Below are 19,014 nucleotides of genomic sequence, written 5' to 3' on the forward strand. Positions count from 1 at the left end.
GAACTTTCCCCACGCTCGGCGGTTAAAAGGAGCCGAGAGGATCAACGATGTCGAAATCTGATGGCAGAGGGTCCGACGGCATGCGGTCTTCCTGTGCAGCGTAGTGAGGGATCAACTGCTGAGCCATTCACCTTGATACCGCGTGAAGAGTTTTGGAGAGAGCTCCTGATGACCCGCATCGCAACATTCAACGTCAACGGTGTGAACGGCCGCCTGCCTGTGCTCATCAAGTGGCTGGGTCAGACCGACTATGACGTCGTGTGCCTTCAGGAATTGAAGACCTCGGATGAGAAATTCCCCGCCGAAGCCATCAGGGACGCCGGCTACGGCGCAATCTGGCACGGGCAAAAGTCCTACAACGGCGTAGCCATACTCGCTCGTGGAAAAGAGCCGTTGGAGCGCCGTCGTGGGCTCCCGGGCGATCCTGACGATACGCACAGCCGATATCTCGAGGCTGAGGTGGATGGTATCGTCGTCGGCTGCCTCTACCTGCCCAACGGCAATCCCGCTCCTGGCCCGAAATTCGATTATAAGCTGGGCTGGTTCGACCGCCTGATCAGCTACGGCCAGCTGCTGCTGAGGGAAGGCATCCCAAGCATTCTCTGCGGTGACTACAACGTCGTGCCCACCCCGATTGATGCCGTGGCGCCACGACGTTGGCTAGGCGATGCAGTCTACTTTCCGGAGAGCCGGCAAGCCTATGCCCAGATGCTTGATGGCGGCTGGATCGATGGCGTCCGCCGCATTCACCCGGAGAAAGGCGTCTACACCTATTGGAACTTCGCCTACCAGGGCGGCTACGATCGAAGTTCTGGCCTGCGGATGGATCATCTTCTGGTCAGCCCGCCACTTTTGGAGAGGTTGCGTGACGCTGGCGTCGACGCCGACGTGCGGGGTTGGGAAAAACCGAGCGATCATGCGCCCGCTTGGATAGAACTCGACCCGGTCCGGTAAGCACACCACTTGATCCGTCGTTCGGGATGGCTACGCGTCCTTGCTAATTTGCTACTGAAATCCCCGCGAGAATCTTCATTTGCGGGTTCTGCGCTCTCGCCGCCTTTTTAACGGTTGCCCTAAATGGGTGGTCGATGGTGAAGGCATCTGGACGGATGGCTGCCTCAACGTGGCTCCAGGTCACCGGATGGGCGATTGGAAAGCCGGGGCGCGCCCTTGGCGAGAAGGCGCCCACCGCAGTGTTGCCCCGACCATTGCGGAGGTAATCAATGAAGATGCGGCCTGTTCGAGCCGACGGCGAGGCCGAAAGTAGATAGCGGTCCGGATGCGCTTCAGCGAGCCGATTGGCGAAGGACCTGGCCAAGAGGCGGCCGCTGTCGTGCGTGATCTTGCTCTCCAGCGGGACCATCAGGTGAATGCCTTTGCCGCCAGTAACCTTCGGCCAGCTCTCCAGCCCTTCCGCTTCCAGGATGTCGCGGAGCGCCAGTGCGGCCTCGATGACTTGCTCCCACTCCACGCCCTCGCCGGGGTCAAGGTCCAGAACAATACGGTCGGCATGTTCGATATCGTCGACGGTGGCGTTCCAGGGATGCAGCTCTACCGCATCCATCTCGACCAGTCCCAGCAAACCGGCAAGGTCGTCCACCCACACGCGCACACCTTCGCCACCCTCGCGCTTCTGCAGCCGCTATTGATGCACTGCCGCCGGGATCTGCGGCAGTGCGCCTTTGTGATAGAAGGTCGCGCCATGAGCATGGCGGACCAGCTTCAGCGGTCTGTGGCCGAGATGAACCAGGGCATGATCCGCAACCCTCTCCCAGTAACGCGCAAGCTCGTCCTTGGAGGGCGAGACAGCGTCTGGCAGCAGTTGCAGGATGTTTTCACTGGGAACGCCATGTTTCCGGGTTGGCCCGCGTCGCTTTGATGGCGCTTGAGGCTTGGCCGGGATTGGCACGAGGTCTTCGCGCAAACCCTTGAACACTGCCTCGCGCAGCACCCCGCGATCGGTGACGCCGCTGAACTGGACCTCGGCCAGCACGTGTGGTTTCACCCAAGTCGCTTTCGGCTTCACAATCGGCTCTGACAAAGGCGACTTGCTGATGATCAGCGGGTCAAGCCGCTCTCGCACAAGTTTCGCAGCGCTCAAGGTGTACCCGCTGCGAGCCTTCCCGGCATAGAGCAGTCGGTTGCCCTCGCGGCGCCCGATATAAAGCGATGCAATGCGGCGCGGGTGAGCACCGAGTTTCTCTACGAAAGCCACGATAGGGAAGGTGTCGCTCTTGATGCACTTTACCTTCAACCAACTGGTCTGAACCCCCGAGCCGTAGGTCGCATCGACGCGCTTGGATACGATCCCCTCCAACCCCATCCGGCAGGCATGTTGAAACACATCCTTGCCGCTTACCTCCAGATGTTCGGCATAGGTCAGTGTCGGCGCGGTGTTCTCCAGTAGCCTCTCCAGGGCTGCCTTGCGCTTCACCAATGGCAGTTGCCGAAGATCGCGCCCGTTAAGGTGCAGCAGGTCGAACGCATAAAAGATGAGTCTCGCGGAATCTGGATTGCCCAACTCTCTTTCCAGGGCTTGGTAATCCGGAAGGCCGGTGTCGCCGAGAACGACAGCCTCCCCATCGATGATCGCGGTCCTCACCGGCAAGCCCGCCGCTGCTTCAACTATCCGGCGGTATCGATGCGACCAGTCGTAGCCACGGCGCGTGAAGGCCCGTGCTTTGCCACGCTGCATGATCAGCTCAGTGCGGTAGCCATCGTACTTGATCTCGTGAATCCATTCGCTGCCCTCGGGCGCCGTTGCGACCAGAGTCGGCGACTGAAACTCGACGAAAGAGAGCCCGTTTGCTGCCTTACTCATGCACCCTCCGAACCGCGACTCAAGGCTCAGTGCACCAATAGGTTCCAGGTTTTAGCGAAATAGCATGTTCGACTGCTTGCACCGGCAATCCTGGGCCAGCCGGCTGCAAGGGAGATCAACGACAGGAGAAATCGCACTTTCTTCGTCGGTCAGCGGGCCTAGCGGGTCTTCGTTGCAGGAAAATTGGGCTATCACTCGCCTACTAAGGGCCAACTGAGGCTAGCTCGGCTTTTGGGCCGGGAGCGGATCGGCAGCTTGCGGAGCCACGCAGCCGAAGAGCGGTCATTCCATGAAGTTGTTTACAGCCCCAGGAGGAGTGTCACTCCTCCCGGAATAACAACCTGCCATTCGTCAACGCCATCCTTCCAACCTGGGGAGAACCGCCGGAAATCAGGCTATCAGATTGCACACCGTCGCGTTGGAGTCATTCATCGCGCCAGTATGGGTGGGAACAGCTGAATTGGCGCGAGCCAACCAGACGGCGTTTGGTCCTCGATATCGTTCTTTGGACCTGCGGATCATTCGCGGTCATGTCGGGTACGACAGTGTAACCCTGATCGACAAGCTGCAGTTTCAGCTCCGCCAGGTGGCGCCTGAATCCGTTTTCAATGTAGCTGCGCGGATACCGCCATCCGTTCCTGCATGCTCGCACGAGAATGTCGGAATACAGTTCAGCGCTGGCAGCTTTCACCGTTTCTTCCGAAGTCAGTTTGCTGTCGGTTTGGGTACCTTCGGACAAGCATGGCCCCGCCGACACCAAAAGCACCAGTAGTACGGTCAAGACAGGCAACTTTGTCATGGAGCCCTCCGTGTTCTAAATCGACCAGGCCTGCCAAGCAACCTAACCTGCCCACCTGCAGAGACTAGGATGCTGACCCGTCGCATGGAATCGTGCAAATGCAGTGTTTTCGATATCGCATCTGTAGTATTTTCATCCTGATGTAAGGCCATCGGGTTCTGGCCACAGGTCGGCAGCAAGGAAAATGGAACGATGCTTCGCCCCGTAGGCAATCCTCTCGCCGGCTTATCGGATCGGGAGTTGATGGTCGCGGCAAAGTTTGCGGAGGGAATGACTTATCGCGAAATTGGCGAAACACTCTTCATAGCGCCTACCACCGTTCGGACCCATCTTTCGGCCATTTATCGGAAGCTCGATGTTCGCAGTAAAGTGGCGCTTGCTGGGTTACTTGCCGATCACCGCCAGCAGGACCGCAGCCATGCACCACCCGGAAGTCTTTCGACCGACGAGCCGGGTCCGCCGGTCCTCGCAGTTCTCCCGTTCGACAATCTAAGCGGAGAAGAACGCTGGACTCGTATCGCTGATGGTTTGTCGGCGGACCTCATAGTTGATCTCTCTCGCTACCGGGACCTTGCGGTGATCGCCCGCCAAACAATGCTTTCCTACAAGGGACGGCGTGTTGACGTGCGAGCTCTCGGACGAGAGTTGAATGCCGACTATGTGATCGAGGGAAGTTTTCAAGTGGACGGGCAGCGGGTGCGCATCCGCGTCCAACTCGTCGACGCCCACACAGGGGTCGATGTCTGGACGATGCGTTACGATCGTTCCGCGAACAACCTGTTTGCGATGCTGGACAGCGTGACCGAAAACGTCATCAATGTCCTTGCAACTTGCCACGGTCAGCTCGCCAATCTGCGACGCGATGCTGCTCGTCGGAAGGCTCCAGCAAGTTTGCAGGCCTATGACTGCTATCTGCTTGGGCTTGAGCAGAAGCACCTTTTCACCCGTGAGTCGAACAAGGAGGCGATACGGCTACTGGCGCGTGCGATCGAACTCGACCCGGGTCTAGCAAGAGCTTGGACCGCGCTGGCACTTGCGCATGCTGTGGAAGCCATCAACGGGTTTACCGACAACCTTTCCGGCTCGATCGAGAGCTGGAGCAAATGTGTCAAGCAAGCGCTGGCGCTCGATCCGGCCGACATTTACGCCCGCATAATGCTTGCCGATCTTCGGGCATTGCAGGGCGATGTCGAAGCTGCTGTCGAAGAACATGACCGAGTGTCGGTGGCTGCTCCAAATGACGCGGACTCACTTGCCTTTCTTGCGGGTAGCCTTGCTCTTGTTGGTAGCGACCCGAAGCGTGGCTACGAACTGGCCAAGCGAGCGGTCCGGCTAAATCCTTATGTTCCTTGGTATTATGGAATGCTTGCGCGATGCAGCTACGTTCTAGGCTTTTACCGTGAATCCCTGGTCGCGCTACGTCAATCTGCGCCAGATTCGCCCGCCACACTTCTGTTTGTGGCAATGGCTCATGCGATGCTCAATGAAACGCCTCAGGTCGCCAGGATCAATTCGCGACTGAAGGACGAGTTCCCGAATTTCACGGCTGAGGTGTTCATCAGAACCTATCCGGTTACCAATCCTGTCGCCACTGCTGCAATCAGAGAAGGCGCCCGTCGTGCGGGTTTGGCATAGCTTCTTCACTCCTGGTCACCTCAGAGGCGCATTGCTCCTCGGCAGCATTGGGGCCGGAAGCTGAATGGCAGCTTCAGCTCTGCAACTCCAAACAGCCGACGCTCAACGATGATCTACATCAGCTTGTAAGAGCCAAGCAACTCACCACTTGACGCGCAAGCCGAGCGAGCCGGTCAGTACATGACTGTCACCGAAGTCTTTGAGGCCCGTCCGGGCGATGGCTTCGCCGAAAGCCGAGAACCTGTCGTCGGCCCAGTTGATCGTGCCGCCAAAACCGAGGCCGCCCCAGAGTTGCTTCCTTCCCGGTGCACATCAAGCCGGCTCGTTGGCCGCTATCGCAAATTGTTGGATTCGTACGAAGCAGAGTTCTGTACGATTCCAACCCTTTAAATTTGTACACCCTGTTTTGTAATTCCGCGGCTGAGGGGACGCCGTGCATCAGTTTGCATTTCACTGTCAATCGCGCGCCAGAGGGCGTAAGTTCGCCAAATCGTCTGCACGTGTTTACGGGCGCGGACGGCAAGGAGATTGGAAAGCTCTTGCCCCAAGTGGGATTGAGCTATGACCAATCCACAGAACGATTCCTATAAAAACGAATTGCTGCGTCGGCTTAACCCTGGTGACCTGGCGCTTTTGCAGCCACATCTTGAGCCGTGTGCCCTCAAGCTGAAGATGACCTTAGAGAAAGCCGATTCAGAGATCGAGACGGTTTACTTCCTGGAGGACGGCATCGCTTCTGTGGTCGCGACGGCTTCAGGCAAGGAGGCCGAGGTTGGACTTGTCGGTTTTGAGGGAATGACCGGTGCCGCGCTCGTGATGGGCGCTGACTATGCCCCGCATGAATGTTACGTTCAGTCGCCCGGTAGCGCTTTCCGGATCGGAACCGAGCCCTTCAAGGATGCTCTTGCGAACAGCCCAACATTGCGCCTGTTCCTGTTACGCTATGTCCACTACTTCCACATTCAGACCAGCTATACGGCCCTGATCAACGCCAAATCAAACCTTGAAGAGCGTTTGGCGCGTTGGCTTCTGATGTGTGACGATCGGATCCACGGCGAACGCCTTGCGATCACCCATGAGTTTCTCGCCGTCATGCTTGGAGCAAGACGGCCAGGAGTTACCGTTGGGCTTCAAATGCTGGAAGGACGCGGGCTCATCTATTCTCGGCGGGGCGAAGTGCGTATTAGGGACCGCAGCGGCCTTGCGGCCTGCTCAAATGGCACCTACGGCAAGCCAGAGGCCGAATACGTACTGCTCGTTAAGACCATCGCATGCCGGACGTAAACCACTAAATAGCCATGACGAAGCTATCCGACCAGCACAGCGGCTAGCCTGCCGACGAGTCGCCGTAACACGCCTTATCCTCGAAGCCTCACGTAAGCTCTTGGAGAAAATTGCCAAGCACAATGACTCTACCCAACCGTAGGGAATGGCCGACGGACGCACACACAGGCCTTGGCTTCCGGGACCACACCTTAACTGCGCCTGGAAGAATGGCCATGTGTGTGTTAGGCGGCGGACCTGATGTCTGCTTGGCCAGCGCCGCACAGCCCAACAACTCCACATGCTGCCGGTACGCTCCCATGCCCTGCCGCGCGGCTACCTGTTACTCACCATCGAAAGTCGGCTCCCATTCGCGATTGCGCTTCCGTTGCTGACCCTCGTAATCGGGAATACATGTGAAGAACACCGGTCGATGGTCGCGACCCGCAGCCTTGCAATCCGAGCAGCCAAAAAGCCCGACCAGGTCCCAGTGCATCGATCCGTGATCTGGCCCGAGGCGATCTATCAGCGCATGGATGTCGAGCTTGATGGACTTGCAGCACATAGCATGCCCGCAATTTACATAGAGGCATTCGCGCGCGGCCAACGTATCGGCGAGGGTCTTCGTCATCCTTTGAAGCGCTCGGTATGCCAGGTGATCTTGCCGTCGATCTTCATCGGTTTGTGGATCAGCAGACGCTTCGGCAAGTGCTCTGGATGCACCTCCAGCAGCGTGATCTTGATCTGAGGTTGGCACCGGCTGCAATTGAACTTCAGCGTCTGCGGATCGACGCCGCCGCCGTAGACCATCATCAGGTCGGCCGATCGGCAGTAGCGGACATTGCCGCAGCTGCATTCCGCTTTCACAAGCATGTTGTGCCGGGTCGCTTTGCCCAGCGTGTCGATCGGTTCGTGTGCCATGAGAACAGAAAAGGAACATTTTCCTTGCCCGTCAAGTCTGACTGTGGAATCTTTCTGCCATGAGCGACGAACCAGCGAGACTAGCCGAAGGCATGACGCCGGCACAGCGCGACCACGTGAAGGTGCTTGGCCACACATGTGAGCGTAACGGTTGTGGCAAGGTCGCCGGCTGGGGCTTTGCCCGGCCGCGCAGGGAATCACATTGGTTCTGCTATGAGCACCGCGGCGACGGCGATCAGTATCTCTAGACGTCGAACAAATCGGTCGGCCCCAAACCGATCTCGTCGATGATGTCGGGCGTGTTGTTGCTTGGTTTCCCGACCTTGCTGTCGATCGGCCACATCTTCATGAGGTCGGATGGATAGGGCTTCATGAGGTCGCGAGGATCTGTTTCCGGCCCGAGCCAGCGCATGTAATCGGCCGGCGCCAGAATAACCGGCATGCGATCATGGATCGTCGCCATCAACGTATTTGGCTCGCAGGTGGCGACAGCGAAGGTCCGGATCAACTCGCCGGTCGCCTTGTCGGCATATTCTTCCCAGATTCCAGCCATGGCAAAAGGATCGTCATCCTTCATGGCGATAGCGTAAGCCTGTTTTTTCTTGCCCGAAGGGTCGAGCTTTTGCCATTCGAAATAGCCGTCGACAGGCACCAGGCAGCGGCGCGCGGCATATGCCTTTCGGAACATGCCATTGCTGGCAATGGTCTCGTAGCGCGCATTGACAGGCGGCGGACGGCCGCCGCCATCGCGCGCCCAGCCGGGAACAAGTCCCCACTTCGCAGAAACGAAACCGGCCATGCTCGTGGAAAGCTCTTCGCGGATAATGATTGGATAGGTCAGGCTGGGCGCACCGTTCCAGATCGGGAACCCGTTGCCCAAGCGCTCGATGTCGCCGGGGTGCGCGAACTCGAAGCGCCGCACCATGTCCGGGATTGTCGATTTTACGAAAACGCGTCCACACATTTTAGGGTCGTCTCATTGACAAGGATCGAGGCCTGCCCAAAATGGGAACAGAGTGAGAACGAGTCAAGGCTGTCGTAGTGATGCCTAAGAAGCAAAAGGACGTGATGCTGCCAGGGGTATCGGGCGTCACAATCGATATCGACGACCGCGACAATCCCAAGGTCTGCCTGGTCGGGCTGTTGACTGATGAGGGGAAGCGATCCTTCACATTAAACGAAAACGGTGCGCGGATGATGGTGAAGGCGATGCACTCGTTTCTCGATCTTCTCGACGGAACTACGTCCGAGACGATGCCCAAAGGCCCCGCCAACTGAGAATGCAGCGCATGATCAATCCACCCAGGAGACAGGACGAATATCAGGACCGGGCAATTGACTGCCAGGAGGCAATGGAGCCCGGATTTCAGGCGATTGTCGATTGCATGATTGAGGCGGGATGGACGCGGGGCGAGATATTGCGGGCGTTGAAACGGCTCATCGCCGCCGACAACATGACGCAGAAAGAGAACGCCAGGACGGAAACGCAGCTCGCGATTGCGCGGGCCATGATGCGCGGCGGCAAGCCGCTCTAATGCTCGCTGACGCCGGCCTCATCAACTTCCGCTTCCATCTGATCACTGACAGGCTTGACCTTGCCGGCGTCGGCCAAAGGAAGGTCATCAAAACCCTGCAGCCAAGCGTCGGCCTGTTCTTCCCAATACTCCGGCACTGAGCGCTCCTTACCGTCCTTGCGCGCTTGGGCGCCATACATCCAGGCATAGGTGATGCGCTCCTGATCTTTCTTGGCGACCGCCATTATTCCTCCTCCCGGTAATCGAGCAGCTTCGCGTGGCGTAGTTGCTCTTCGCCCTTCAGGAACTTCACGCGGCCGACAAGACCCGGCTTCAGCCATTCCGCCTTGTCTCTCTTCAGGCCTTTCGGCACGGGACCGCCGGTCTTGCCCTGCACGCGGTCCCACAGGCGCTTGCGTTTGGCGAATTTGAAAATGACGTTGGCGGTGCCGAGATAGCGGCCGTTGTCAGCCATAAGAACCCTTGCCGCCTGGCCCGGATCACGCTGAACGCCGATGATGTCCATCTCCTTTTCATCGTAGCACTTGATTTTGCGCCAGTTCATCGTCGGTCCGCTGCGATAAAGACTGTCCCGGCGCTTCGAGACGATGCCTTCTTGTCCAGTCTGGTCGGCAAGGTAGTAAACCGCGTCGCCCGTGCCGGGCATGGCCTCGCTGAATTGGATGCGGCCGCCGGCCTCGATCATTCCCTGCAGGATCTCGCGCCGATCCTCGAGCGGCATGCTGCGCAGGTCGTGTCCGTTTAGGTGCAGCAAATCGAAGGCGACGAGATAATAGTCCTGATAGGCTTCGCGGCTGCTGACCGCCGACTGCAGCGCATGGAAATCGGAGCGTCCAGCCTCATCAACCACGATGGCTTCACCCTCAATGATGAAGTCGTCGGCTTCAATCGCGGCGGCTTGGTCGGCAAGGATCTGGTAGCGTGCAGTCCAGTCGTACCCTCTCCTCGTCAGCACTCGGATGCCGTCTTCGTCCTTGATGATCTGCGTGCGATAGCCGTCGAACTTTATTTCGTGAATCCAGTCGTCACCCTCTGGCGGGTTGTCAACAAGCTCCGGCTCCATCGGCTTGATGAACTTCAAACGCATCAACTGACCCACACCCGCGATTCAATCAGCTTTAGCTAAAATAGTTCCAAGAAGGATGAACAATGCGACCCGGTGCGCGTTGCGGATCAACAACCTCTAGGAGCAACACCAATGGCCGACGACAAGAGCAAGGGTGATTTCCGGGACCGCGACCGGGTATCAGGCGACGAAGAGTACGAGGTCGGTTATCTCGCCAGCAAGTTTCAGCTTACGATCCCCGAGGTGCGTGAACTTATCAAAAAGCACGGCAACGACCGTGAGACGCTAGAACGAGAAGCAAAAGCGCTGGGCAGTAGATGACCAAGCTATCCGACCTTGGACCACCCATCCCCGGCAGGCAGCACGGCGGCGAGCCAGCCGACGAGCGGGAGAATTTCTACACCTGCCCCACGTGCGGCCAGCAGGTCGACATGCGCGACCTACGCCAAGTCGCTTGGCATGAATTGCCAGGGCACCAGCCCTTGGAACCGGCTCTTTCCACCGGCAGTAGCAGACGTCGGCAGTAGTCGGCACGATCAAGCAGCCGAAGGATCGAGTGAGTGACCGTGCCGACCATGCTGGGCACGAGGGTGGGCCTAATGACCAGGCCCCATATGATACTAGACAATGGCGTCGCTACAATTACGCCTGATGGCCTATGCCGGATAAAGCGGAAGTCGCATGCTCTTGCCGCTGTGCAATTACATGGAACTGGCCTCCAAGTGGCACATTAACCCTACGAGCGGTCGATTCCCAAGGATGTAGCCGCTTAACAGGTCCGCCGCCGGCGCCCCAATAGGCGGCGGACTTCTAATGACGCTCCTTTAAGAATCGGGCTTCACGAAGCAGCGAATTCCAGTCCGTACCGATAAGCTTGATCAGAGCGCGCGCCTCAGGTTCTGAAATGCCGACTTCTTCAGACAAACGTCGGGCAAGCAGTTGCTGATTGCCTTTGTCCACACGCCCATCGCCTTCCTTTTTCATCGGCTCCTCCGTTGGGAGGCCAACTTACGGCATGACCTTTCGTTTCACCGAATAAGAAAAAAGCCCGCCGCCCCATTCGCGGCAGCGGCGGGCCGTCCCAGGGATAACGGGACTCGCTGGGGTGTTGGTTTTCCCCTGCTGTCGCGGGCGATGCAAAACAGGTGCCACTAGGGTGAACCAACATGACACAGCTTGCGGGCGACGACACGTATATATCGATTAACTAATATAAAGGAACGGCCGTTGGACAAGCAGAGAACCAACTGGCACAGCTTGGACCTTCGCTGCGAAATGCAAGACTATGGTCCTGCTATCAACCCGCCGTGCCGGCCTAGCACGACGGGTTTTTCCAATGCGGCGACATCCTGAGAATCGACTGCTATGCATCAACCTGGGACAGGTCCAAGGCAGGTCAGCAGCCTTCCGTGGTCTTCTTCATCTGGCCAGGAGCAGCCGAGTTAGCATCGGTATCCTGTTTACCTGGCGCGGCCTGCTTGGCGCTACCAGTTTGTTGACCCGGAGCGCAGTCCTTGGCGGAGTTCGAGTTCGTTCCACTCGTGGTGGTCGAATCCGTCCCCTGATCGGTCGTAGTGCTCGGCAATGTCTTGGTTGTCGAGCTCGACGATCCGCCTGTGGTCGTGGTGGTCGATTGCGCAAAGGCGAGGCCAGTTGACAGTGCCATAATGGCTGAAGCGAAAAGAACCTGTTTCATGATCAACTCCATCTCGGAACGTCCCTTCGGTACCGAACTTCGCTGCGAAACGACGGTTCCCAGAAAAATGACTAATCAAGGCGCCCGCCCCGCTTGCGGAGCGATGAGGGGAGGCCAAGCGCGTCGCTGTCATAGAACGAGCGTCCTGAACATCGTCGAGTGAATGGGCTAAACAGCGCGGATCCACACAATTGCGCCGCTGCTATCGGTCTTTCGGGGGAGAGTTCACAGTGCACTGCCTGCGGATCATGGTGGATCTCTCACGCGAAGAAGCGAAGCTTGCCTAAAATTCTAAGCTCGAAGGTACCTCGCGTGACCTGAATAGCCCGTACTTCGGTGCCGTAGTGGCGCTGCCCGATGCGTTTTGGCGGGCAGCTCAAATTTCTGCAGAGTCGAGTAAACGACTATCATAGTTAATTGTGGCTGCCGGTGACCCTATGTAATCAGAAGCTCAATGTAGCTTTCCCACGGAGGACGGTATGTTATATCCAGGTCGGTTTTTGGAGCCGAGCGATATTATGGTGCTTGCCCATGTTTGTCGGGCGGTCTGCAAAGAGCGCGGTGTACGTGTTGCTTCGCAGGACGGTGAGCGCATAGCTGCACACGTACTCAGACTGTTTATGAACGGCTTGACTGGTGAGAATGAACTCCTCGATGTTGAGCGGAATTGGGCTCGACGGAGTGGCCTGTCTTTCCAGGAGTTTCCCGTCAACGACGCAGAAATGAGAGATGCCGCCTGATTCAGTTGATTGTTGCAGCCGAAGGCGCCCCACCTGCGATAGGTCGGGTGATCGGGAGCGAACCTTGCCTTTGAGAGTTGGTAGAGCCGTTTCAACGGGCGACTAATCGAATGCTTCTTTCCCTCGACGGCCGTTTTGGCTGGCAGAGGCGTCAATGCGGAAGTGTTTGGTGTGGTCGACCTCTCCACTAAAACTGAGGCCAAAATCGGTCCCATCACCTTGGGTATGGCCATTCAGTTCGTGGCCAACGCTTCGGTGCTTGGATACGATGTTCGCGGAGCCATGATCTTCTATGGCGAATGCGAACGCTTGTGGGCGCAGTTTGGCGGCGCTTTGCGACCGTAACCCGACGATCTTTCGGATTACACATCTCGAAGGGGAGCATTCTCCGTCCGGGTAAATGTTTGGCAGATCACCGGCACGACCCTCGATCCGACCAGTGGCCCAGGCTCTCACAGGGCCGAACAAACCGCTAGGAGATACGAAATGGCCGACCCTCCGCACGTGTGCTGGCACGATCAAGAGCGCCCAGCAATGCCCTCAAGCGCAAGGCGCAGATCTAAGGGATTGGCGCCCTTCAGAACCTGCTTTGTACGTTTCCGGCCCTTGCCTTTTTGGGGAAGTGCACCACAGAATGGGTCATTGAGGTTCTGTCTCTCTGGGAGGATGGGATGGACATTCAAGCACCTGTTTGGCCTGCGCAGCTAGCGGCCAAGGAGCTGGTTCGCGAGGCCCTGTTGGGCTATCAACCGGGCGACATAATTTCCGTGAAGGCGACCATTGCGTTGGTGCGCGAGCGCGGCCGTGACCTTCGTGAAACCGACTGCCAACTAGTCGAAATGATCGTTAATACAGCCTCCATTTGGCAGCTCTTCGTCGCGTTCGACGTGCGCGAACCCTGATGCCCCTTCGTTGGTTCAACCCGCCTGTCTACGTCAAAACCGACCGACCGGGATTCCGCCCTGGGATCAGCCGTATCGACACTGCCGCCGAGGAACTATTGAACCTGTTGGGCTCTCAACCGGGCGATATAATTTCCGTGAAGGCGTGGCAACGAACCCTCCGGGTGCAGATCGCGGCGGCTGTCCTGACCGTAGCCTTTCGCGCTCTGCTACAAGCTGCGATCATTGAGCCGACAACCTCAGTATCTCGGATCGTCTAGCGGCGTCGGCGTGCTACATCGTCCGTTCGCTTTAATGTCCGCTCCTCGGATGGGGCCAGGGTTCTGCTCAACGTCGTTATGTGGGCGCAAAGCTGACATTTCGCGAAAGCGCCCAAATTTTGGAGCAGGACTTCAAAATTTGCCGATATAGAACCTCCCCGTAGGCTTGTCGTCTTTCATCCAGATCAGCGCCTGCGTCATGGAATCGACTTGGTCGTCGTGCCTGCCATGCGGAAATGCGAGCACCTCAAGCAGGAAGTCATCTCTCCAATGTGCGTCTTTCGGAAGATTGACGTTGCCGTTTTCGATCATCGCGGCAACGCGTGACAGCCGACTTTCCTTGTCGGTTCTGGCTTTTACCGCCGTCGTGCTGATGTCTTGGCTTTCCAAGTCGGCGATGAGGCTTGAGCCAGAGCCGGCATCTTCAATGAGGATGATGTCAGGGTCGTGCTCCAAAAGGGAGTTTTTGACGGACTTGATGAGGTCTGGATAAGCTGCCCTGACGCGCACGAGATCAAGGAGATAATAGTTGTTGTCGTCCTTGGCCCATGTCGTTCCGACGGAGTAATCGCTGGAGGGGTCGCCCTTAAGGGCGGTGTCCCAGCTTTGAACGATGGTCATCGACCGACGGTCGAACTGATGCGGATCGTAGTCGCGAAACCACACCCTCTTGACCATGTTGCCGTCCGGTGGGGCAGGGGATTGTTGGTACTGCGCGGAAAAGTTGAGTGATCCTAATAGGCGCTTTAGACCGTCCAGTTCGGCGTGTCCCAGACGCGCGGGGTGGAGCAAGTCGCCAAACTTGCGATCGTGCCAGCGATTTACACTTGTCTGGACGCGTTCGTTCTGCTCGGCAATCGCCGACAGGTTCAAATGCTCCCAGCCGCCAGTCTCCAGAAGCACGCCTGCCAGGTCGTCGACATGCAATCTTTGCATGACAAGGACGACGGCACCGGCAGCGGGATTGTCGAAGCGCGACATCAATGTCGTGCGAACCCAGTCGGCGCACCTATTGCGAGCCGATTCCGAATGCGCTTCATCTGCCTTCAAGGGGTCATCGATAATGATGATGTCGCCACCGCGGCCGGTTAGCTGACCACCGGTCGAGGTCGCCAGGCGCCCACCGCCGAGCGTGGTCTGCAGTTCATTTTCAGTGTTCTTGCGCGGGCTAACTTTGAAGGTCGGAAACATCGACCGGTACCATGCGGTGTTAACGACCGTTCGAAAGTCGTTGGCGTGCTTGACTGCAAGAGGTTGAGCATAAGACACGCAGATCATTTTCTTCGACGGATCGCGGCCAAGAATCCATGCCGGGAACGCGACCGACGTGGTGACCGACTTCAACGATCTCGGCGGCATCGTAATGATCAGGCGCTTGCACTTGCCCGCTGACACGCGCTCGAGCTGATGCGCAATCGCGCGGATGTGCCAGTTGGGCAAATACTTGGCACCTGGATCGACAGCGGAGAAAGCCAGCGCCACGAAGGTCGCCAAGTCATCGCGGGCCGCGCCCAACAGCAGCTGAAGGGCAGTCGGTGCAACGGGCGAAGAGGATGGTCGGCCCGGTAGGGGGATTGGAGCGTTCATTCCTCGTCTCCCTCGTCGCCGGTCTTGGAACGGGCTTCAGTATCGTTCTCTGGCGAGTCCTTGTGGTCGAGATAATCCCGCATCATCTCCACCATTGTTTGCGGATCGAACACGTCGACCTCTGCATCGGGTTGCCGGCTTTCCTCAAGTTCGGCACAACGTGATGCGAGCTGAAGAGCATGGGCCGCCGACCGGAAATCGCCTGAAAGCGCATTGTTGCGCATTTTGAGGAGGATGGCCTCGAGTGCCGTCACCGTCGTCGTCCTGCCATTCTGCTGGATTTGGATCGGCCCAAAGAGCGTCTCACGTACAATAGTGTTCATGTTTTTTTTGCCTTTCGGTCGTCCTTTCGGATTGCCTGACATTCCTTTCTGGAACCGGGTTTCAGTTGGAGGCTTGCCGTAGCCTATCGAGTAGTCGGCAGCTTTCTTTCTCCGTGTCACAGCAGGCCTCCCACAGTTTCAGGCGCCGGGGTCGCGGACGCTGTTTTGGCGCGTGCGTCGGAAGATTCGAGGCTGCCACGCTGCTCGCACAGTTCCTCGAACGTCTCGCCCGTGGTGGCGAGCGTTGCCTGCTTGCCCGTATGCCTTTCGAAGCGGCGGATGATCAGATCGCAATAGTGAGGATCGATCTCGATGAGGCGTGCATGGCGCCCTGTCTTGTGCGACGCGAGTAGCGTGGTCCCCGAGCCGCCAAATGGGTCCAGCACGACGTCGCCGCGGCGGCTGACGTCCAGCAGTGCGTCGGCAACCAGAGCGACAGGTTTGACGGTCGGATGGGCTTCGAGCTCTTCCATCCGCGTCGTGCCAAAGCTGTTGGCGCCGCGGTAGGTCCAGACATTGCTGCGGTGACGTCCGTGTTTGCCGAGTTCGACGTTGTTGCGATGCGGCTCTTTCCCGTTTTTGAACACCAGCACCAGCTCGTGCTGAGAGCGGTAGAGGCTGCCCATGCCGGCATTAGTCTTATTCCAGACGCACAGATTGAGCAGATCGCCGAACGTCTGTTTACCCGCCAATGTGGTCTCTGCGATATGACGCCAATCCATGCACACGAAGGCGATAGCGCCCGGCTTGCTCGACCCAGCAATCAGTGAGAACGACTGTTCCAGAAACCTTGCGAACTCATCGTCGGACATCTCGCCGGATGCCATTGCAAATTCCCGGTGGCTTGTCTTGCCAAGACCACTGACGTGTCCGCCGATCGGAACATTGTAGGGCGGGTCTGTAAAACAGACGGATGCCTTCTCGCCTTGCATCAGCATATCGAAATGCTCTGCCGAAAGCGCGTTGCCGCAAAGCAGTCGATGATCGCCAAGTAGGAACAGATCGCCAGGCCGTGTTACTGCTGGCCCCGCCGATTGCTCCAGATGTTCCGCTTCGTCCCCTTCGGCTTCATCATCCTGATTGTCCGGCGAGAACTCGCTGATGATCAGATCGACCTCTGGGATGTCGAAGCCGGTGAGGCTCACATCGAAGTCGAGATCGACCAGCGCCTGCAACTCGATGGCCAGGATCTGCTTGTCCCAGCCGGCCTTCTCGGCGATCCGATTATCGGCGAGGATGTAAGCGCGCTTCTGCGCCTCACTGAGATGGTTGATCGAGAGGATTGGAACGTCCTTCCATCCCAGCAGGCGCGCTGCTGAGAGTCGGCCATGGCCGGCAAGGACGTTGTTCTTCTCGTCGACCAGGACCGGATTGGTGAAGCCGAATTTTTCGATGCTGTCGGCAATTTGTCGGATTTGTTTCTTGGAATGGGTGCGAGCGTTGTTGCGGTAAGGGGTGAGTGCGTGGATCGAAACTGTGGTGATGTTGGTGGCCATGAGATCCTCTGAATGCCAGCCCAGGAACGACCGACATCGGTATGTTCCTGAGAATTACCGAGAATAGCGACCATTGACTTGGCGCAAAATACCAAATCTTCGGATCCATCGAACGAAACTTGAACTAAATGCATTTTTCTTTGTGTTATCACGACTTGAGATTGCAACAAAATATTTTGTCGCTCGGCAAAAGTGATGCCGAAGGCCGACAAAATATTTTGTTGGCCTATATCTAGGCCGAACCAATACATGCTTTTTCAGCGACCTCAGCGTCGCAAGCTGATTCGCAAAATGCTGAGCTAAAGCGCCTCCTGTTTGAGCCGCAGAGCCAATGCCTTGGCCTCTTCCGGCGTCAGTTGATTGAGAGCCACACGAAGCGCTTCACACAGTTCGTCGAGAATTGGGTCATTGTCTTCTGATCCGGTATGGCGATGGGCGCGTTGCTGGAAGAACAGGCTGAGCCAAAGGTCGAGCGCGCTGCCTTGCCATTTGCCCGTCTTGCGAGCTTGCCCCGACATTGCGATGGCAAGGCCGGCTAGAGCGTCCATTCCTCCGGCGACCTCGTACCCGTTGAGGAAATGGGCGAAGCGGCCGGATTGATCCCACTTAAGGGGCGCGGGCATGGTTGAGAAGTCGCCCTCCAGGGCCAGCCGTTCCCATTTGAGCAGCCTTGTCATTCGGCAGCCTCCGCCATCAGGCTGAGCCTTGGGCGGATCAACGAAACAAAGCGATTAGCCGCATGGCAGAGCCAGTCGAGCTGCTGGCCTTCGTCTGCGAAGTCTGACCTTGGCCTAAACACGCCCAACTCCGGATGAAATGGCCTGTCCGATTTCAGCCGCGCGACCAAATCAAGGCCGGTTTCTCCGCGCAATTCTGCAATGTCATTGTGGAATTCATCAAAGAGAGCCTGACCATCCTCTTCGCGGAAGGTCAGGAACAGGCCGACTTCGGCTCTGCTGCCAGTCGACCGAAAGGCAGTCAGCCATCCGAGCGGGTCGGGCAGGGGAACTCTCACCCAGTTGTCGCCGCCGTGGCGTGGTGCCAGTTGGTCTGCGTGGTCGAACTGTACCTCATCAATGAACCGCTGCCAGAATGCGCGGTTGATGCCCCGCCGGTTTACTCGGTCGGGATCGACAACATTCTCCATGGTGTCAGCGGGCGGGGCGCTGATAGGTTCTGGCGTTTCCAAATAGAGCGGCATACCGCCGAGGTCGACCAAAACTCTCTGCTGCAGGACTTCGGTCCGCAGCGGCACCGTAGGCACAACGACAATATTTCCAGAAGTCGCTTGCCAAATCTGGATTTCAAGCAATGTCAGTTGGGCCAGGCCGGCGCCTTGCAAATTTAGATGCTCGGCAATCGCGTGCGTGTCTGAGCGGATGCCATCTCCGGCGACAACGAGCTGAAAGTCACCCAGTCTTAGCGACCGCGTCACGGCATCGACAAATGGAGCCTCTTCAAGCTCTGGCCACCGAAGCTTCGCCGCGGCAAAGATCGGGTTCGGCTCACGGGTTGCGAGCCTGCGCTTTATCCCTGCGGTCAGATCGCCAAAGCTCCAGCGTCGCAGCAGCGCGGCATATTCCAAGATTTGCGCCAACACTTCGCGACGCGCCTGCGGGTTGCGCCAAAGCTTGCACTCAATAACGATCAGCGGGCCGCTCCTGGCCACGCCCAGGATATCCGCGAACACTGTCCCGCCCGCACGAGGAATGGCGAGTTCCCGGCATAAGGGGACGACATCGCCGAAGCCGCCTTCAAGGCGGTCGGCCACGATCAACTCGGGATGCCGAAACAGCAAATCTTGTAGCCAACGCTCGTCATAAGCATGCTGCGACAGAGCATTCGAAATTGGCATTTGCCCTGGGGCAGGCGTTGGATTTCGCGTTAGAGAACGACGAGCCAGTGGCTCCGCATCTGTTGAAATAAAGGCAGAAAGTAATAAAGCGCTCATTTTAGGGTCGCTATCTCCA

At 57.8% G+C, this 19,014-nt stretch carries 21 protein-coding genes and 1 pseudogene; 8 read left to right on the forward strand and 14 right to left on the reverse strand.

Features of this window, described 5'->3' with window-relative positions:
* Window positions 1-168: 168 nt before the first annotated feature.
* Complete coding sequence (xth, locus tag NKI66_RS15500) at window positions 169-954, forward strand: exodeoxyribonuclease III (RefSeq protein ID WP_352752119.1); 786 nt, start codon at window positions 169-171, stop codon at window positions 952-954.
* Between the two features lie 43 nt (window positions 955-997).
* On the opposite strand, the pseudogene ligD reads toward xth, so the two are convergent.
* Window positions 998-2,821 (reverse strand): annotated as a pseudogene (gene ligD / locus NKI66_RS15505) (DNA ligase D).
* Window positions 2,822-3,245: 424 nt separating this feature from the next.
* Window positions 3,246-3,620 carry a hypothetical protein gene (locus NKI66_RS15510; protein WP_031212655.1) on the reverse strand — a complete coding sequence of 125 codons (375 nt, stop codon included), beginning with the start codon at window positions 3,618-3,620 and terminating at the stop codon, window positions 3,246-3,248.
* Between the two features lie 192 nt (window positions 3,621-3,812).
* Between NKI66_RS15510 and NKI66_RS15515 the strand changes: the two genes are divergently transcribed.
* Together NKI66_RS15515 and NKI66_RS15520 are read left to right on the forward strand one after the other, a co-directional pair.
* Window positions 3,813-5,255 carry a LuxR C-terminal-related transcriptional regulator gene (locus NKI66_RS15515; protein ID WP_031212654.1) on the forward strand — a complete coding sequence of 481 codons (1,443 nt, stop codon included), beginning with the start codon at window positions 3,813-3,815 and terminating at the stop codon, window positions 5,253-5,255.
* 561 nt (window positions 5,256-5,816) lie between these two features.
* On the forward strand, window positions 5,817-6,539 hold the full coding sequence (locus NKI66_RS15520) for a Crp/Fnr family transcriptional regulator (protein WP_023809623.1): 723 nt from the start codon (window positions 5,817-5,819) through the stop codon (window positions 6,537-6,539).
* Window positions 6,540-6,861: 322 nt separating this feature from the next.
* Here NKI66_RS15520 and NKI66_RS15525 read toward each other — a convergent pair whose 3' ends face one another.
* A complete protein-coding gene (locus NKI66_RS15525; protein WP_023809622.1) occupies window positions 6,862-7,149 on the reverse strand; it encodes a hypothetical protein in 288 nt (95 codons plus the stop codon).
* The gene (locus NKI66_RS15530) at window positions 7,146-7,331 is read right to left on the reverse strand and encodes a hypothetical protein (protein WP_245273113.1); all 186 of its coding nucleotides are present in this window, start codon (window positions 7,329-7,331) and stop codon (window positions 7,146-7,148) included. Before NKI66_RS15530 ends, NKI66_RS15525 begins: the two co-directional genes overlap by 4 nt.
* A gap of 167 nt (window positions 7,332-7,498) precedes the next feature.
* Here NKI66_RS15530 and NKI66_RS15535 point away from each other — a divergent pair, with 167 nt between their 5' ends.
* Window positions 7,499-7,687, forward strand: a complete 189-nt coding sequence (locus tag NKI66_RS15535) for a hypothetical protein (protein ID WP_023809620.1) — start codon at window positions 7,499-7,501, stop codon at window positions 7,685-7,687.
* On the opposite strand, the gene NKI66_RS15540 is transcribed toward NKI66_RS15535, so the two are convergent.
* Window positions 7,684-8,403, reverse strand: a complete 720-nt coding sequence (locus NKI66_RS15540; RefSeq protein ID WP_127291943.1) for an SOS response-associated peptidase — start codon at window positions 8,401-8,403, stop codon at window positions 7,684-7,686. The two genes, NKI66_RS15535 and NKI66_RS15540, sit on opposite strands and share 4 nt — an antisense overlap.
* Window positions 8,404-8,483: 80 nt before the next feature.
* Between NKI66_RS15540 and NKI66_RS15545 the strand changes: the two genes are divergently transcribed.
* Window positions 8,484-8,717, forward strand: coding sequence for a hypothetical protein (locus tag NKI66_RS15545; protein ID WP_023809618.1), 234 nt, complete (start codon window positions 8,484-8,486; stop codon window positions 8,715-8,717).
* A gap of 11 nt (window positions 8,718-8,728) precedes the next feature.
* Window positions 8,729-8,974 (forward strand): hypothetical protein, encoded by a 246-nt coding sequence (locus NKI66_RS15550; RefSeq protein ID WP_352752204.1) that lies wholly within the window; start codon window positions 8,729-8,731, stop codon window positions 8,972-8,974.
* Here the strand turns inward: NKI66_RS15550 and NKI66_RS15555 are convergent.
* Both NKI66_RS15555 and NKI66_RS15560 read right to left on the reverse strand, forming a co-directional pair.
* Window positions 8,971-9,198, reverse strand: a complete 228-nt coding sequence (locus NKI66_RS15555; protein WP_352752121.1) for a hypothetical protein — start codon at window positions 9,196-9,198, stop codon at window positions 8,971-8,973. The genes NKI66_RS15550 and NKI66_RS15555 overlap by 4 nt on opposite strands.
* Window positions 9,198-10,061 (reverse strand): ATP-dependent DNA ligase, encoded by an 864-nt coding sequence (locus NKI66_RS15560; protein WP_352752206.1) that lies wholly within the window; start codon window positions 10,059-10,061, stop codon window positions 9,198-9,200. Before NKI66_RS15560 ends, NKI66_RS15555 begins: the two co-directional genes overlap by 1 nt.
* A gap of 111 nt (window positions 10,062-10,172) precedes the next feature.
* On the opposite strand from NKI66_RS15560, the gene NKI66_RS15565 reads away from it, so the two are divergent.
* Complete coding sequence (locus NKI66_RS15565) at window positions 10,173-10,361, forward strand: DUF3606 domain-containing protein (protein ID WP_352752123.1); 189 nt, start codon at window positions 10,173-10,175, stop codon at window positions 10,359-10,361.
* Between the two features lie 489 nt (window positions 10,362-10,850).
* On the opposite strand, the gene NKI66_RS15570 is transcribed toward NKI66_RS15565, so the two are convergent.
* Window positions 10,851-11,024, reverse strand: a complete 174-nt coding sequence (locus NKI66_RS15570; protein WP_023809614.1) for a hypothetical protein — start codon at window positions 11,022-11,024, stop codon at window positions 10,851-10,853.
* A 412-nt stretch (window positions 11,025-11,436) separates the two neighbouring features.
* Entirely contained in the window at window positions 11,437-11,736 is a 300-nt protein-coding gene (locus NKI66_RS15575; protein WP_352752125.1) for a hypothetical protein, read from the reverse strand.
* Between the two features lie 1,411 nt (window positions 11,737-13,147).
* Here NKI66_RS15575 and NKI66_RS15580 point away from each other — a divergent pair.
* The gene (locus NKI66_RS15580) at window positions 13,148-13,378 is read left to right on the forward strand and encodes a hypothetical protein (RefSeq protein ID WP_352752127.1); all 231 of its coding nucleotides are present in this window, start codon (window positions 13,148-13,150) and stop codon (window positions 13,376-13,378) included.
* A 392-nt stretch (window positions 13,379-13,770) separates the two neighbouring features.
* Here NKI66_RS15580 and terL read toward each other — a convergent pair whose 3' ends face one another.
* The 5 genes from terL to NKI66_RS15605 form a co-directional block, all read right to left on the reverse strand.
* Entirely contained in the window at window positions 13,771-15,225 is a 1,455-nt protein-coding gene (terL, locus tag NKI66_RS15585; protein ID WP_352752129.1) for a phage terminase large subunit, read from the reverse strand.
* Window positions 15,222-15,668: a DUF5681 domain-containing protein gene (locus NKI66_RS15590; RefSeq protein WP_352752131.1), complete on the reverse strand. Its 447-nt coding sequence runs from the start codon at window positions 15,666-15,668 to the stop codon at window positions 15,222-15,224. Before NKI66_RS15590 ends, terL begins: the two co-directional genes overlap by 4 nt.
* Window positions 15,665-17,044: a site-specific DNA-methyltransferase gene (locus NKI66_RS15595; RefSeq protein WP_352752133.1), complete on the reverse strand. Its 1,380-nt coding sequence runs from the start codon at window positions 17,042-17,044 to the stop codon at window positions 15,665-15,667. The genes NKI66_RS15590 and NKI66_RS15595 overlap by 4 nt, the downstream gene beginning before the upstream one ends.
* A 299-nt stretch (window positions 17,045-17,343) precedes the next feature.
* Window positions 17,344-17,721 (reverse strand): hypothetical protein, encoded by a 378-nt coding sequence (locus NKI66_RS15600; RefSeq protein ID WP_127291969.1) that lies wholly within the window; start codon window positions 17,719-17,721, stop codon window positions 17,344-17,346.
* Window positions 17,718-18,995 carry a hypothetical protein gene (locus tag NKI66_RS15605; RefSeq protein ID WP_352752135.1) on the reverse strand — a complete coding sequence of 426 codons (1,278 nt, stop codon included), beginning with the start codon at window positions 18,993-18,995 and terminating at the stop codon, window positions 17,718-17,720. Before NKI66_RS15605 ends, NKI66_RS15600 begins: the two co-directional genes overlap by 4 nt.
* Between the last annotated feature and the right edge of the window lie 19 nt (window positions 18,996-19,014).

Source organism: Mesorhizobium sp. M0518, assembly GCF_040321125.1.
GTDB lineage: Bacteria > Pseudomonadota > Alphaproteobacteria > Rhizobiales > Rhizobiaceae > Mesorhizobium.

Bases quoted from the DNA above. Each gene is read 5' to 3' on its own strand.
- NKI66_RS15600 (WP_127291969.1), bottom strand. From the start codon at position 17,721: ATGACAAGGCTGCTCAAATGGGAACGGCTGGCCCTGGAGGGCGACTTC.
- NKI66_RS15525 (WP_023809622.1), bottom strand. From the start codon at position 7,149: ATGACGAAGACCCTCGCCGATACGTTGGCCGCGCGCGAATGCCTCTAT.
- NKI66_RS15555 (WP_352752121.1), bottom strand. From the start codon at position 9,198: ATGGCGGTCGCCAAGAAAGATCAGGAGCGCATCACCTATGCCTGGATG.
- NKI66_RS15545 (WP_023809618.1), top strand. From the start codon at position 8,484: ATGCCTAAGAAGCAAAAGGACGTGATGCTGCCAGGGGTATCGGGCGTC.
- NKI66_RS15515 (WP_031212654.1), top strand. From the start codon at position 3,813: ATGCTTCGCCCCGTAGGCAATCCTCTCGCCGGCTTATCGGATCGGGAG.
- NKI66_RS15595 (WP_352752133.1), bottom strand. From the start codon at position 17,044: ATGGCCACCAACATCACCACAGTTTCGATCCACGCACTCACCCCTTAC.
- NKI66_RS15510 (WP_031212655.1), bottom strand. From the start codon at position 3,620: ATGACAAAGTTGCCTGTCTTGACCGTACTACTGGTGCTTTTGGTGTCG.
- NKI66_RS15540 (WP_127291943.1), bottom strand. From the start codon at position 8,403: ATGTGTGGACGCGTTTTCGTAAAATCGACAATCCCGGACATGGTGCGG.
- NKI66_RS15520 (WP_023809623.1), top strand. From the start codon at position 5,817: ATGACCAATCCACAGAACGATTCCTATAAAAACGAATTGCTGCGTCGG.
- NKI66_RS15575 (WP_352752125.1), bottom strand. From the start codon at position 11,736: ATGAAACAGGTTCTTTTCGCTTCAGCCATTATGGCACTGTCAACTGGC.
- terL (WP_352752129.1), bottom strand. From the start codon at position 15,225: ATGAACGCTCCAATCCCCCTACCGGGCCGACCATCCTCTTCGCCCGTT.
- NKI66_RS15535 (WP_023809620.1), top strand. From the start codon at position 7,499: ATGAGCGACGAACCAGCGAGACTAGCCGAAGGCATGACGCCGGCACAG.
- NKI66_RS15530 (WP_245273113.1), bottom strand. From the start codon at position 7,331: ATGATGGTCTACGGCGGCGGCGTCGATCCGCAGACGCTGAAGTTCAAT.
- NKI66_RS15550 (WP_352752204.1), top strand. From the start codon at position 8,729: ATGATCAATCCACCCAGGAGACAGGACGAATATCAGGACCGGGCAATT.
- NKI66_RS15560 (WP_352752206.1), bottom strand. From the start codon at position 10,061: ATGCGTTTGAAGTTCATCAAGCCGATGGAGCCGGAGCTTGTTGACAAC.
- NKI66_RS15565 (WP_352752123.1), top strand. From the start codon at position 10,173: ATGGCCGACGACAAGAGCAAGGGTGATTTCCGGGACCGCGACCGGGTA.
- NKI66_RS15570 (WP_023809614.1), bottom strand. From the start codon at position 11,024: ATGAAAAAGGAAGGCGATGGGCGTGTGGACAAAGGCAATCAGCAACTG.
- NKI66_RS15580 (WP_352752127.1), top strand. From the start codon at position 13,148: ATGGACATTCAAGCACCTGTTTGGCCTGCGCAGCTAGCGGCCAAGGAG.
- NKI66_RS15605 (WP_352752135.1), bottom strand. From the start codon at position 18,995: ATGAGCGCTTTATTACTTTCTGCCTTTATTTCAACAGATGCGGAGCCA.
- xth (WP_352752119.1), top strand. From the start codon at position 169: ATGACCCGCATCGCAACATTCAACGTCAACGGTGTGAACGGCCGCCTG.